A 12,545-nucleotide genomic window follows, 5' to 3' on the forward strand; every position below is an offset into this window, starting at 1 on the left:
CTGTGGTCCATTTTGTATGGCTGGTAGCCCGGGACGCACCACGTTTCTGGCGGCATTCTCACGGGTGCTTGACACTGGCGTCGCGGCTAAAGAAAACGGTGCGCTGGCCTGCGCAGTGATAGGCAACCTATTCGGCACTGGCGGTGCGTTTCTGGGCGGGAAGATCGGAGAGATCGACGGTGATTTGATCTTTCAACCAGAGGGCGCTTAAGCATGGATTTTCAACTCATCCTGGCAATCTTTTTATTTGCAGGGGCGTTTGTTGGCGCGGGACTCACTTTATATGCTGAGTGCACAAAGCTCGAAGCCCTGGAAAGCTACTTCAGCGAGAACAAGGTGGTCTGCGACAACAAACGCTTTTGGGGCAGAAATCAGCATATCGACAGGTTTCATCGCATGCTCGTGATCAATGGCCTGTTGGGAATGCCTAAATTTCACATCAAAAGAGGGGAGGTAACCGAGGCTGAATTGGCGTCCGTGCCCTTGTCCCTCAAGCGTTGGGCGTTGTGGCCGTATCGTTTTGGAATGGTGTGGTTTGCCGGCTGTATGCTGTGGTCCATTTTGTATGGCTGGTAGCCCGGGACGCACCACGTTTCTGGCGGCATTCTCACGGGTGCTTGACACTGGCGTCGCGGCTAAAGAAAACGGTGCGCTGGCCTGCGCAGTGATAGGCAACGTATTCGGCACTGGCGGTGCGTTTCTGGGCGGGAAGATCGAAGAGATCGACGGTGATTTGATCTTTCACCCAGAGGGCGCTTAAGCATGGATTTTCAACTCATCCTTGCAATTTTTATGTGTGCAGGTGTGTTCGTGTTCTCGGGGCTCACTCTATACGCTGAGTATACAAAGCTCGAGGCCCTGGAAAGCTACTTCAGCGAGAACAAGGTGATCTGCGACAACAAACGCTTTTGGGGCAGAAATAAGCATATCGACAGGTTCCATCGCATGCTCCTGATCACTGAACTGTTGGGAATGCCCAAATTTCACATCAAAAGAGGGGAGGTAACCGAGGCTGAACTGGCGGCCGTCCCTTTGTCCCTCAAGCGCTGGGCGTTGTGGCCGTATTATTTTGGGATGGTAGTGGCTGCCAGCGGTGTCCTCTGGACCCTTTTGTATGGTTGGTAGCGCGGGACGCACCGCGCCCCGGGTTGCATTCCCACGCGGGAGCGTGGGAGCCCTCTCTCAGCGCATATGCAAAATGATCGGGCTGCTGCTCGCCGGGTCCGTATGCCCGCGCAGTTTATTCACCGCCGCGGCATCTACTGCGCCGCCGTTGTTGCCCCACGTACCTCGCACGTAAGTCAGCACCTGCGCGATTTCCTCATCCGACAGCTGCTCCCTGAACGCTGGCATCCGGTAAGCATCCGGCATACCCGCCGTCACGATCCGTTGTGAGCCATTGAGCGTGATGTTGATCGCCGAGGCATTTTCCTTGGCCAGTGCCGAAGTCGCGCCTGCCAGCGGTGGCATCCACTCGGGCTGGCCCTTGCCATTCAGGCCGTGGCAGGAAGCGCAGCGGGTCGCGTAAGTGTGGGCACCCGGTACGTCCGCAACCGCGTTGACCGCCTGATACTGCCACGGCGAACCGTCCCGCTGCGGGTCGCCAGGCAGTGATTTGAGGTAGCGGGCGATGGCGTTCAAATCTTCATCGCTCATGAATTGCGTCGAGTTGTTGAACGCCTCGGTCATCGAGCCATACACCACCGCATGTTGGTTGCGCCCGGTCTTGAGGAACCGCACGATCTCGTCCTCGCTCCAGCGGCCCAGCCCGGTGTTGTGGTCCTGGCGCAAGCTCGGCGCATACCAGCCGTCGAGCAGGCCGCCGGCCAGGTAGGGCGCGCCGGACTCGTCCAGCGCCTTCTCGTTAAAGGCCAGGCCGCGCGGCGTGTGGCAACTGCCGCAGTGGCCCGGGCCTTGGACGATGTAGGCGCCACGGTTCCACAGCGCGTCCTGGGCGGGTTTGGCCGCGTAGGTGGCGTTGGGTGCGAACACGCCGTTCCACAGGGCGATGGGCCAGCGCATGTTCAGCGGCCAGGGAATGCTGCTGTCGATATTGGGCTGATTGGCCGGCTCCACGCCTTGCATGAAAAACGCGTACAGCGCACGCATGTCGTCATCGCTGAGCTTGGCGTAAGACGGGTAGGGCATGGCCGGGTAAAGCCTGCGCCCACCCGGCGCGACGCCGTGGCGCACCGCGCGGTCGAAGTCGGCCGGCGTGTAGGCGCCAATGCCGGTGTTGCGGTCGGGCGTGATGTTGGTGGCGTGAATCGCGCCCAGCGGCGTGGCCATCTCCAGGCCGCCAGCGAACGGTGCCTTGCCCGGCAAACTGTGGCAGGCCACGCAGTCGCTGACGCGAGCGACGTACTCGCCGCGGCTGACCAGTGCCGGGTCCGCTTTGGCGGCGGGTTGTTGCTCAAAAGGCGAGGCGGGCTCGCGGGTCACGTACCAGGCCAGTACGCCTGCGGCGACCGCGCCGGCCAGCACCAGCCAGCCTGCGGTTCTAGCCAATCGTTGGTTGTTCATGCGCGTTCCTTGTCGGTCAGGCGAAAGTGTATCGGCTCAAAGGCAGGCTACGAATGCGCTGGCCGGTCAGGTGCGCGACTGCATTGGCCACGGCCGGCGCCACTGCAGGTAACGGCGGTTCGCCGATGCCACCCATTTTTTCACCACTCTCGACAATCTTCACGTGCACCTGGGCCATGCGCGACAGCGGTAGGATCGGGTACAGGTCATAGTTGCGCGCCCGTGGTTTGCCGTCCACGTACACCGCTTCCTCCAGCAAGGTTTGCGACAAGCCGAGGGCCACCGCGCCATTCACTTGTGCTTCAACAATCGCCGGGTTGACGATGCTGCCCGGGTCGATGGCTTCCCAGATGTGGTGCACCTTGACCTGGCCGTTTTCGATCGACACTTCGGCGACCACCGCAGCGTGGGAGCCGAACGGTGAGGCCATGGCCACGCCGCGTGCACGGCGGCTGCCGTCCTCCGCGGTGTAGGGGCCACGCTTCCAGCCGCCGGACAACTCGCCCACCGCCTTCAGCAGCGTGGTTAGCCGCGGGTTATCGCGCAGCAAATGCAGGCGCAGCTCGTAGGGGTCTTGGCCGCCTTTGTCGGCCAGCTCATCGAGGAACGCTTCATAGAAGAAGTCATTCAGCGAATTGCCCACCGAGCGCCAGTAGCCGAGCATGGTCGGGCCTTTGACGTAGATCTGCGCAATGCGCTTGTTGGGGATCGCGTAGCTTTTGCCCGACAACCCTTCGAGGGCCGTGGGGTCGATTTTGTCGCCCTGTTTACCGGCGATGGCTTCGCTGGGGCCTTCGGTGGCACTCACCGCTTCAATGGCCACCGGCAACCCTTGCGCGTCCAGCGCGGCGCGGAACTTGACCACGGCGACCGGGCGCAGCACATCGCGCAGGAACTCCTCTTCACGGCTCCAGATCAGCTTGACCGGGCGACCGACTGCTTTGGCCAGTGTGATGGCCTGCGGGTAAGGGTTGGCCGAGTCATACAGGAAGTGCCGGCCGAAAAAACCGCCCAGCAGCGGTGAGTGCAGGGTGATCTTCGCCGGGTCGAGCCCGGTGCGTTTGGCCATGTCGGCGCGGAACATATCCGGCGCCTGGTTCGGCAGCCACACCTCCAGCGTGCCGTCGGGGTTGAAGCGTGCCAGGGCAGAAGGTGGCTCCAGCTGGGCGTGGTTGACGTACTGGTTATGGTAGGTGGCTTCGACTTTGGTTTTGGCGTTGGCCAGCGCGCCGGCTACATCGCCTTCGTTTTCATCGTCACGCGCCGGGCCTTGCTGGGCGGCGAGGAAGTCGCGGTATTTGTCGCTGGAAAAATCCGCCGGCATCGCGCGTACGGTCGAATCTGCAGCGGCTTCCAGCCATTCCACCTGGATCGCCTCCACCGCGCGCTTGGCGTGCCACCAGCGCTCGGCCACCACGGCCACGGCGCCGGGCAGTTGATGCACCGAGTGCACGCCCTTCATGGCTTCGACCTGCGCCTGGTTACGCAGGCTGCCCACGGTCATGCCCAGGCGCGGCGCGTGCTGGACGGCGGCGTGGAGCATGCCGTCGACTTTCAAGTCGATGCTGTATTGCGCCTTGCCGGTGGATTTGTCGTAGGCATCCAGGCGTTTGACCGGCTTGCCGATCCAGCGGAATTGGCTCGGGTCGCGCAGGGTGATGGTGGCCGGGTCGGGCACCGGCATGTCCAGGGCGCGCCCGGCCAGCTCACCGTAGCCCAGCGAGCGGCCGGAAGCGGCATGCACCACGCGGCCGGGTGTTGTGGTCAGTTGCGCGACCGGCACGCCAAGCTGCTCGGCGCCGGCCTGCAGCAGCATCGCGCGGGCCAGGGCGCCGAGGCGGCGCATGGTCGGGTAACTCATGCGCACCGACATGCTGCCGCCGGTGATGCGCATGCCGTTTTCCATCACCACATACGCATCGCCGGGCGGCGCGGCCTCGACAATGAAGGTGGCGGGGTCGGCGTCCAGCTCTTCACCGACAATCTGCGCCATGGCGGTGTGAGTGCCCTGGCCGCCTTCCATGAAGGGGCTGAGCAACCGCACGGTGCCATCAGGGCGAATCTCTAAAAACGCCGGCACCTGGGTGCCGCGTTCTGCCGCGTCGGGCGTGGCGGCGTAGGCCCTGGGCGTGCCCAGCGGCAGGCCGAAGCCAATGACCAGCGCGCCCACGGCGGTGCTGGCCAGAAAGCGGCGCCGGGACAGGTTGATCGGTTCGCCCAATGGCGTATCAGGGAGGGCGTTGCGCGTGTTCATCAGGCGCTCTCCTGCCGGGCAGGCTGAACGGCCAGGTCATGCACCGCCGTGCGAATGGCGTTATAGGTGCCGCAGCGGCACAGGTTGATCATCGCCGCTTCAATCTGCGCATCGCTGGGCGCCGGCGTGTGCTTGAGCAGCGCAGTGGCGGCCATCACCTGCCCGGACTGGCAGTAACCGCATTGCGCCACTTGATGCTCGACCCAGGCCGCGACCACGCGCTTGCCCACGTCATCGGCTTCGATCGCCTCGATGGTGGTGATCTCGTGGCCAACCACACCCGCCACTGGCGTGACGCACGAGCGCACCACGTTGCCGTCCACCAGCACCGAGCAGGCGCCGCACTGGGCCAGGCCGCAGCCGTATTTGGTGCCGGTCAGCCCCAGGTCATCACGGATCACCCAGAGCAGCGGCGTATCGGCGTCGGCATCGACCTCGTAGGATTTCTGGTTGATACGTAATTGCATGGTTCACCTGCTGATCATCGGTTGGTGTGGCTTTTTTTATAAGTTGCCCATCGTTGCACTCTAGACCACGGCGCAACAGCTATCGATCCCGTCATCGACAACTCGGAGGATCAGGCAAGAATTCGACAGGATTGCACCACTGCGCGTGCTTTTAGCCTGTAGGCCTTTGCTGATCCACGCCGGCGCGCTGCACTTTTTTTCATTCTTCTGATCTATCCCTGTCACGACCGCGCTCATTCTGCGCGTGGACAGCAGCCAGACCCGGTGCCGATGGATCGAACGTCAATTGCTTTTATCACCCGCTGGCCGCTGCTGATCGCAGCGGTGTTTATGCTCTGTGCCACCGGCTGCAGCCAGCAACAGGGCCGCGATATCGCCAGGCAGTTCAGCGATGGCAAGCCCGATGAATTCTTTCAGACCAGCGTCGACCGCATGGCAACCTTGAGCATGCGCGACAACCTGCAAAGCCTGTACGTGCTGATGAACAAGCTCTACCTGCGCAACCCCAACCAGTGGCGCCAATCGGGTTATACCGATGCGGTGAGTGCCGCGCGGGACATTCGCCGCGCCATCGAGAACCGGCAACCGCTGCCTGCCCTGGGGGACCGTCGTGACCTGGTGGCCTTGAGCTATTCGCTGAGCCCGGACTTTCGCGGCGACCGGGTCGGGGCGTTTATCTATGCCATTGGCAGCATGCTGGTGACTGCACACGGTGGGCGCACGCAGTTTTATGTCACCGACTCGATCAACCCGCAATTTGTCAGCAATGCCGCGCGCAATATCGAGAAAGCCACCTGGCTGCTCAGCCAGCGCCAGGACGCCAATGGCGTGTTGCTGTTGTTCTCCAATGAAATCTCGGAGGAGGGCAGCAACCTCAGTTTCGCCGTTGAGTTCGGCAAAGTGGTTGCGCGCCTCGACCTGCTCGCGCAGATGCTTGATGAGCGTTACCGGCGCGTTGCCCTCAATTACGCGCAGAGCTTGCTGCTGATGAATTTTTTGCCCGTGCAGTGATGTGTGGACCGATCTTGCAGTGCGGCATTTCCCTTTCATATGTGGGAAACGGCCTATCTTGCCCCCCTTTGCTTGAAACATACCCACGGTCGGCAATAGCCTCGGACTTTTCTTGACGATGAGTGCCTACCTTGGGAAAGCGCAAAACGGTTTGGCCTACTGATCGCGAAGTCCGCCTGCGATTTATCCTGTTTGCCGTGATCGACGTGGCAAGTGCTCAAGGCGTCCCCGCCGACGTGCTATTGCCCGCCGATAAACTGCTGCGCGACGCACCGACAGAGGCGCAGTTGCGTGAAGCGCTCGCGAGTGTTCTGGCGTGTGACGAAATGCTTGGGTTCAGGTTTCCACAGGGCACGGAGGCGGATGATTTGCTGCGCTTGCTGGCGCCGACGGCCGATGAGACCCCTGCGGGGTTTATTTGAAGCGGGTTAGATCGTTTATTTCCTTACGATTGGTCTGAAGAGCGTAATCGCATATCTACAGCGACGTTTATCTGCCTATACAAGAGGTCAGCGACGTCGCGACGTCGCTTGCTCTGTTATCGCAGCGTGCGCAGCTGTTCTGGTCAACTAAGCTTGCCCCCGAACAGCCAATCCTGCTGCTCTGCCGCCGTCTTGCGCCGCTGCCCGGCGTCTCTAGAATCGGCGCCAGAACTTAGCCATTTCCTGTCGATTACGGAGTTTCGAACATGATGAATGCGATGCAGATGCCGATGAACACTTCCATGCCAATGATGCCGATGATGATGGGCATGCCGATGATGATGGCCACCATGCACTGCGAAATGGCCGGCGACGCCATGATGTGCACCATGAAGCCCGCAGCCGGTATGGACATGGCTCAGTTCAAGACTAACGCCGAAATGATGGCGATGATGATGAACTGCGGTATGCCGATGATGATGCAGTGCGCCAACCTGTCGATGATGTGCCTGTCGGCCGACGCCATGAAGATGAACATGGAAATGCCGAACATGATGCCGATGATGGCCATGGGCATGTCGATGCCGATGATGAAGTGCATGATGGAATGCACCCTGATGGGCGACAGCCTGCAGTGCAAAATGATGCCGATGCCGGGCATGAGCATGGCCATGATGGAAAACTGCTGCATGCTGATGAACAAGCTGATGAATGACTGCGCCATGCCGATGATGATGAGCTGCAATGGCATGCCGATGATGTGCTGCACCTGCTGATAGCACCCGCAGACTAAAAAACGCCCCGATGATTCGGGGCGTTTTGCATTCAGTCCAGGCGTTCCGGGTAGGTGATCACTAAAAACGCCACCGCCTCGCTGTCCGCCGGGTTGCGGTAGCGGTGGGGCTGGTCGGCGTAGAACAGGATCGAATCGCCGGTGGAGAGCAGGTAGCGTTCGTCGTTAACGCTGACTTCCAGCACGCCCTGTGCCACCACCAGGTTTTCCTGGATGCCCGGGCCGTGGCCTGCGCAGACTTCCTCGCCGAGGGCGCGCAGGCGGATCTCGTAGAATTCGGACTGGCGCGCGGTGTCGTAGGGGAACAACGCGCGGCTGACAAACGCACCATCGGCACTCACCAGGCGTTTACTCTGCTGCGCCGGCAACACCTCGACGCCTTCAAAGGCGCGGTCTTCCAGAAAGGCCGCCACTGACACCTTCAACCCCTTGGCGATTTTGCACAGCACCTTGATCGACGGAACGCTGCGGCCCGATTCGATCTGCGCCAGCATTGCCCGGCTGACGCCGCAGGCGCGCGCCAGCCCATCCAGCGACAGGTGGCGTTTGCTGCGCAGGCGCTGCAGGTTCTGCGCAACACACAGGCTGGTGTCGTCGTCATCGGTGCCAGGTTTTGGAAGCGGTTCGGGTGACTCGGCAAGTACCTGCAGAACATTCATCGGCCTTACGCCCGGCGCGTATCACTGGAGGGCGTCGCCTGGGCGGTCAACACGGCAAGCCCGGCGCGTGCCGCATACATCGCCCACATCAGCTCGGCCGCTGCACGCGCCTGGCGGCGCTTACGGTGGAGGGTGAAGTCGATGACGGTGGCAGATGTTTGCATGGGCGCGATCTCTTGGGGCCAGGGTGATTCACGTAGGTGACTCAGTGGCTCCACAGTACAGCGTGGCGGTTATTTCCTTAAATACTGAGTTTGCATGTGTTAATTCGATTTTGGACTTAACCAATACAAGCAGTCCGAAGCTGTTGTGGGAAGGGTCTGGTCCGTTAATAAGGCGTGACTCGGTAAGCCTGCGTGGCTTCCCACCCCTGTTAGCGTGCTCGGCCCCGGCCTGTCTCGCCCCTACATTCCAAGGATCTGTCCATGCTGTTGCGCCAACCTCCGCTGCTTTTTGCCGCCTTGACCCTCAGTTCGCTGGCGCAGGCCGACGCCCTGCAATTGGCACCGGTTGAGGTCACCAGCAGCGAGGTCAGCGCAGGCGAAGTGGCCCAGGCGCAACTCAAAAGCGTTCCCGGTGGCACCAACTACATCGACATGAGCAGCGTGCAGCAGGGCCGGGTCAGCACCAATGAAGACGTGTTCAAATACCAGGCCGGGGTGTACGCCAAGGCGGCCAACAATGAAGGCGTGAAGCTTTCGATACGCGGTTCGGGCTTGAACCGCAGCCCCGGTTCGCACGCCTCTGGCCTGTATGAAATGTTCGACGGTTTGCCGCTGACCGGCCCGGGCGGCACGCCCTACGAACTCAAGGACCCACTGTGGCACAGCCGCGTCGAAGTGCTGCGCGGCGCCAATGGCTTTGACCAGGGCGCGCTGGCCTTGGGCGGGTCGGTGAATTACGTCACCCGCACGGGTTACGACGCACCCAAATTGCAAGTGCGTTATGAAGCAGGCAGTCGCGGTTATGCCCAGCGCGAGATCAGCTCCGGTCAGGTGCTGGGCGATGCCGACTATTACATCAGCCTCACCGACTCCGAATCCGATGGCTACCAGCACCAGAGCGCCGGTACCGGCAAGGGCATCGCCGCCAACTTCGGCTACCGTTTCAACCCGGACCTGGAAACGCGCTTCTATTTTCGCTACCGCGAAACCACCAATGACACCCCCGGCAAGCTGACGCGTGACCAGATCAGCCACGATCCAACGGCCGCCAACAGCCTCAACGCCGCCCGCGATTCCAAGCGTTTGCAGCCGGGTTCGACCTGGATCGCCAACAAAACCACCTTGCAGTTGGATGACAATTCCCGCGTTGAAGTCGGGCTGGCCTATCACGACTATCCGATGGACTTGCGCGAGGGTACTAATCGCCTGAAAGTCGCCTACACCGACGTCAGTGGCACGCTCAATTACATCCGCCAGGACCTGCTGTTCGGCCACGACAGCAAGACCACGGTAGGGCTGCGCAGCACCCAGGCGATGCCGAATAACGGTGCCTCGGAATACGTGCGCACGCCTGCCGGCAACACGGCTATTTACGCGCCTGGCACCAAGACCCGCGACTACAGCTATCTCGGCGCTGACACCGTGCTGCATGTCGGCAACGACTTGGAGCTGGTTCCGGACCTATGGCTGACCACCGGCCTGGCCGCGATCTACACTCGCCGCGAAACCCAAGTCACTTATCCCGAAGGTCAGGCGCCGTTGAGCCAGCACGACTGGGATTACGCCCCGCGTATCGGCCTGCGCTATGACTTCACCGCGCAATTGCAGGTGTATGGCAACCTGAGTCGCTCGGTCGAGCCACCGCATGCGTGGTCGATGATCTGGGGTTCCAATAAATACTTTCCCAGCGGCAGCGGCCCGGCCACCGGCTTGCAGCGTGAAGGCGTAAGCCTGCGCAACCAGACCGCTACCACTGTGGAAGTCGGTGGCCGTGGCGAACAGTGGTTTGGCCAGTGGGACCTGGCGCTGTACCGCTCAGAAGTGCGTCACGAACTGCTCACCGTCGAAACTCAAGCGCAAACCGCCACCACCAACGCGATTGTCGCCGAGGCCAACGCCAGCCCCACCGTGCACCAGGGTGTGGAACTGAGCCTGCTCAGCCCGCTGTGGGACGGCGGCGGCAATGGCCAGTTGGCCTTGCGCCAGGCCTACACGTTCAGCGACTTCCACTACCGCGACGATGACCGCTTCGGCGACAACACCCTGCCGGGCATCCCCAAGCATTACTACCAGGCGCAGCTGCGCTACAGCCATCCGACGGGGTTCTACACCAGCCTCAACACCGAGCATTCCTCGCGTGTGGCGGTGGACTACGCCAATTCCTATTACGCGGCGGCCTACACCACCCTCGGCGCCACCTTCGGCTACGACGCGCCCAAGCAGGACTGGCAAGCCTGGGTCGATGTGCGCAACCTCACCAACCGGCGCTACGCCAATACGGTCACCCCGGGTTATGACGACAAAGGCCTGGATGTGGCGCGGTCCACGCCGGCAGACGGGCGAGGCATTTTTACCGGCGTGTCGTGGAGTTGGCGTTAAGCAACCGTGTGGGCAGCAGACTTACTGTGAAGCGCGGGTTTACCGTGGAGCGCGGGTTTGTTGATGGCGGGCGGGCTTGTTGTGGCGAGCGGGCTTGCCCCGCGTTGGGCTGCGCAGCAGCCCCAAAACCGGCTAACGCGTTCTAACTGTAAAAACGCGGTGACCTTACTGGGGCCGCTACGCGCCCCAACGCGGGGCAAGCCCGCTCGCCACAACAATCCCATTGGCCACCACAAGCCCAGTCGCCACAACAAGTCCGCTCGCCACGGGAAGCCCATTCGCCACAACTACCAGCATGAAAGCCCGAAAAGCAGCAGACCGGAGCCCCCTTGCCCTCATACCGTTTTGCTGGCATTGTTCGCGCAATTGGTAATATTTCCCATTTGAGAAGTTTTTGCGCATGCATGACATTCCGGCCGCGCCGGGCGATGGCGCCCGTCAGCAGACCCTCACGGCAATGTACCGCGAGCACCACGGCTGGTTGCACGGCTGGCTGCGCAAAAAACTCGGGTGTTCGCAGCACGCCGCGGACCTCGCCCACGACGCGTTCATCCGCGTCCTGATGCTGGCCGAACCCCACAACATCAAGGAACCGCGGGCTTTTCTGGCCACTACCGCCGGGCGTTTGCTGATTGATGGTGCGCGGCGCCGCCGCATCGAAAGGGCCTATACGCAAGCCCTGGTGATTCAGTGCGAAGACGCCGGCATGCCCGATCCGGCGGCAATCCACGTGGCGTTGCAGGCGCTGGAGCGCATCGCCGAGATGCTCGCCGGCTTGCCCGCCAAGACCCGCGAAGCCTTTCTGTTAAGCCGCCTCGACGGGCTCACTTACAGCGAAATCGCCAGCTGCCTGGACGTGTCGCCCAGTACCGTCAAAAATTACATTTCCACGGCGCTGGTGCATTGCTACCACAGCCTGCACGCGGCGGACCCGCTGTCGTGAGCACTGAACACATCATCCAGCAAGCGGCGAACTGGCTGACGCGCCTGCACGACGAAGACGTCAGCGACGCCGACCGTCAGGCTTTCAACACCTGGTGCCAGGCCGACCCGCGCCATGCCGTCGCCATCGACCGCATGCGTGCGCTGTGGGGCAATTTCGACGCCGTGCCCGCGCGCCCGGCGCGCATCGCCCTCAACCGTGCTTTCGCCCCACAACGCTCGCGGGGTGCGCAGGTGCTGGGTTTACTCGGCGTATTACTCTGCGGCTGGGTAGGAATGGAGCGGGCGCCAGTGTGGATGGCCGACCAGCGCACCGGTGTCGGCGAACGCCGTCAGGTCGCGCTCGAGGACGGCAGCCGCTTGCAGCTCAACAGCAACTCGGCCGTGGACGTGAAATTCGACGGCCACCAACGCGTGATCCAGTTGCTGCAAGGCGAGCTATGGGTGGAGGTGGCCAAGGATGCGCAACGGCCATTCGTGGTGCGCACCGATCAAGGCACGGCCACCGCCCTGGGCACCCGCTACCTGGTCAAGCGCGCCGCGGATGGCACCACCGTGGTCACGGTGATCGAGTCCAGCGTGGCGGTCAAAGGCGAGGGCGCAGAAGGCGTCAAGGTCGCAGCCGGCCAGCGCGCGGTGCTTGACCATGGCCGCGCCCAGTCGCCGCAGGCGATTGGCAACACCGACCCGGACGCCTGGACGCGTGGCCTGCTCAAAGTCAATGACCAGCCCTTGAGCGAGGTGCTGCAAACCCTCGCCAGCTACCGCCATGGCCTGGTGCGGTTTGACCCACAGGCCCTGCAAAACCTGCGGGTGTCCGGCGTGTTCAAGCTCGACGACACCGCGGCGGCGCTCGCGGCACTGGCCGACAACCTGCCGATCAAGGTGGAGTACTTCACGGACTTGCTGGTGGTGGTCAAGCCGCGTTAAG

The 12,545-nt window shown here is 62.2% G+C and carries 14 protein-coding genes and 1 pseudogene; 10 read left to right on the forward strand and 5 right to left on the reverse strand.

Annotation, left to right across the window (positions count from 1 at the left end):
• From AACW30_RS21300 to AACW30_RS21315, 4 genes and pseudogenes are all read left to right on the forward strand, one after another.
• Positions 1-211: pseudogene (locus tag AACW30_RS21300) on the forward strand (hypothetical protein); the annotation flags it as partial.
• Between the two features lie 2 nt (positions 212-213).
• The gene (locus tag AACW30_RS21305) at positions 214-576 is read left to right on the forward strand and encodes a hypothetical protein (RefSeq protein WP_200625691.1); all 363 of its coding nucleotides are present in this window, start codon (positions 214-216) and stop codon (positions 574-576) included.
• Positions 566-760 (forward strand): hypothetical protein, encoded by a 195-nt coding sequence (locus tag AACW30_RS21310; protein ID WP_200625692.1) that lies wholly within the window; start codon positions 566-568, stop codon positions 758-760. The genes AACW30_RS21305 and AACW30_RS21310 overlap by 11 nt, the downstream gene beginning before the upstream one ends.
• A gap of 2 nt (positions 761-762) precedes the next feature.
• Positions 763-1,125: a hypothetical protein gene (locus AACW30_RS21315; protein ID WP_200625693.1), complete on the forward strand. Its 363-nt coding sequence runs from the start codon at positions 763-765 to the stop codon at positions 1,123-1,125.
• Positions 1,126-1,182: 57 nt separating this feature from the next.
• On the opposite strand, the gene AACW30_RS21320 is transcribed toward AACW30_RS21315, so the two are convergent.
• The 3 genes from AACW30_RS21320 to AACW30_RS21330 are packed head-to-tail and all read right to left on the reverse strand — an operon-like array spanning position 1,183 to position 5,244.
• The gene (locus AACW30_RS21320) at positions 1,183-2,523 is read right to left on the reverse strand and encodes a c-type cytochrome (protein ID WP_200625694.1); all 1,341 of its coding nucleotides are present in this window, start codon (positions 2,521-2,523) and stop codon (positions 1,183-1,185) included.
• 16 nt (positions 2,524-2,539) lie between these two features.
• Positions 2,540-4,777 carry a xanthine dehydrogenase family protein molybdopterin-binding subunit gene (locus AACW30_RS21325; protein ID WP_200625695.1) on the reverse strand — a complete coding sequence of 746 codons (2,238 nt, stop codon included), beginning with the start codon at positions 4,775-4,777 and terminating at the stop codon, positions 2,540-2,542.
• A complete protein-coding gene (locus AACW30_RS21330) occupies positions 4,777-5,244 on the reverse strand; it encodes a (2Fe-2S)-binding protein (RefSeq protein WP_106580615.1) in 468 nt (155 codons plus the stop codon). The genes AACW30_RS21325 and AACW30_RS21330 overlap by 1 nt, the downstream gene beginning before the upstream one ends.
• 270 nt (positions 5,245-5,514) lie before the next feature.
• On the opposite strand from AACW30_RS21330, the gene AACW30_RS21335 reads away from it, so the two are divergent.
• From AACW30_RS21335 to AACW30_RS21345, 3 genes are all read left to right on the forward strand, one after another.
• On the forward strand, positions 5,515-6,255 hold the full coding sequence (locus tag AACW30_RS21335; RefSeq protein WP_200625696.1) for a hypothetical protein: 741 nt from the start codon (positions 5,515-5,517) through the stop codon (positions 6,253-6,255).
• A gap of 131 nt (positions 6,256-6,386) precedes the next feature.
• On the forward strand, positions 6,387-6,677 hold the full coding sequence (locus tag AACW30_RS21340; protein WP_200625697.1) for a hypothetical protein: 291 nt from the start codon (positions 6,387-6,389) through the stop codon (positions 6,675-6,677).
• Positions 6,678-6,943: 266 nt separating this feature from the next.
• The gene (locus AACW30_RS21345) at positions 6,944-7,453 is read left to right on the forward strand and encodes a hypothetical protein (protein ID WP_177410146.1); all 510 of its coding nucleotides are present in this window, start codon (positions 6,944-6,946) and stop codon (positions 7,451-7,453) included.
• A 49-nt stretch (positions 7,454-7,502) separates the two neighbouring features.
• Here AACW30_RS21345 and AACW30_RS21350 read toward each other — a convergent pair whose 3' ends face one another.
• Positions 7,503-8,129, reverse strand: coding sequence for a helix-turn-helix domain-containing protein (locus AACW30_RS21350; RefSeq protein ID WP_234452758.1), 627 nt, complete (start codon positions 8,127-8,129; stop codon positions 7,503-7,505).
• 5 nt (positions 8,130-8,134) lie between these two features.
• Positions 8,135-8,293: a hypothetical protein gene (locus AACW30_RS21355; protein WP_164487920.1), complete on the reverse strand. Its 159-nt coding sequence runs from the start codon at positions 8,291-8,293 to the stop codon at positions 8,135-8,137.
• A 261-nt stretch (positions 8,294-8,554) separates the two neighbouring features.
• On the opposite strand from AACW30_RS21355, the gene AACW30_RS21360 reads away from it, so the two are divergent.
• The 3 genes from AACW30_RS21360 (at position 8,555) to AACW30_RS21370 (ending at position 12,544) form a co-directional block, all read left to right on the forward strand.
• Entirely contained in the window at positions 8,555-10,672 is a 2,118-nt protein-coding gene (locus tag AACW30_RS21360; protein ID WP_200625698.1) for a TonB-dependent receptor family protein, read from the forward strand.
• A gap of 400 nt (positions 10,673-11,072) precedes the next feature.
• Entirely contained in the window at positions 11,073-11,615 is a 543-nt protein-coding gene (locus AACW30_RS21365; RefSeq protein WP_106580620.1) for a sigma-70 family RNA polymerase sigma factor, read from the forward strand.
• A complete protein-coding gene (locus AACW30_RS21370) occupies positions 11,612-12,544 on the forward strand; it encodes a FecR family protein (RefSeq protein WP_169366375.1) in 933 nt (310 codons plus the stop codon). The genes AACW30_RS21365 and AACW30_RS21370 overlap by 4 nt, the downstream gene beginning before the upstream one ends.
• Position 12,545 lies beyond the last annotated feature (1 nt).

The sequence above is a fragment of the Pseudomonas sp. MF6747 genome (assembly GCF_963890955.1).
Taxonomy (GTDB): domain Bacteria; phylum Pseudomonadota; class Gammaproteobacteria; order Pseudomonadales; family Pseudomonadaceae; genus Aquipseudomonas.

What these genes read in the sequence shown, in the direction of transcription:
- AACW30_RS21305 (WP_200625691.1), top strand. Translation starts at nt 214, where the DNA reads ATGGATTTTCAACTCATCCTGGCAATCTTTTTATTTGCAGGGGCGTTT.
- AACW30_RS21310 (WP_200625692.1), top strand. Translation starts at nt 566, where the DNA reads ATGGCTGGTAGCCCGGGACGCACCACGTTTCTGGCGGCATTCTCACGG.
- AACW30_RS21315 (WP_200625693.1), top strand. Translation starts at nt 763, where the DNA reads ATGGATTTTCAACTCATCCTTGCAATTTTTATGTGTGCAGGTGTGTTC.
- AACW30_RS21320 (WP_200625694.1), bottom strand. Translation starts at nt 2,523, where the DNA reads ATGAACAACCAACGATTGGCTAGAACCGCAGGCTGGCTGGTGCTGGCC.
- AACW30_RS21325 (WP_200625695.1), bottom strand. Translation starts at nt 4,777, where the DNA reads ATGAACACGCGCAACGCCCTCCCTGATACGCCATTGGGCGAACCGATC.
- AACW30_RS21330 (WP_106580615.1), bottom strand. Translation starts at nt 5,244, where the DNA reads ATGCAATTACGTATCAACCAGAAATCCTACGAGGTCGATGCCGACGCC.
- AACW30_RS21335 (WP_200625696.1), top strand. Translation starts at nt 5,515, where the DNA reads ATGGATCGAACGTCAATTGCTTTTATCACCCGCTGGCCGCTGCTGATC.
- AACW30_RS21345 (WP_177410146.1), top strand. Translation starts at nt 6,944, where the DNA reads ATGATGAATGCGATGCAGATGCCGATGAACACTTCCATGCCAATGATG.
- AACW30_RS21350 (WP_234452758.1), bottom strand. Translation starts at nt 8,129, where the DNA reads ATGAATGTTCTGCAGGTACTTGCCGAGTCACCCGAACCGCTTCCAAAA.
- AACW30_RS21355 (WP_164487920.1), bottom strand. Translation starts at nt 8,293, where the DNA reads ATGCAAACATCTGCCACCGTCATCGACTTCACCCTCCACCGTAAGCGC.
- AACW30_RS21360 (WP_200625698.1), top strand. Translation starts at nt 8,555, where the DNA reads ATGCTGTTGCGCCAACCTCCGCTGCTTTTTGCCGCCTTGACCCTCAGT.
- AACW30_RS21365 (WP_106580620.1), top strand. Translation starts at nt 11,073, where the DNA reads ATGCATGACATTCCGGCCGCGCCGGGCGATGGCGCCCGTCAGCAGACC.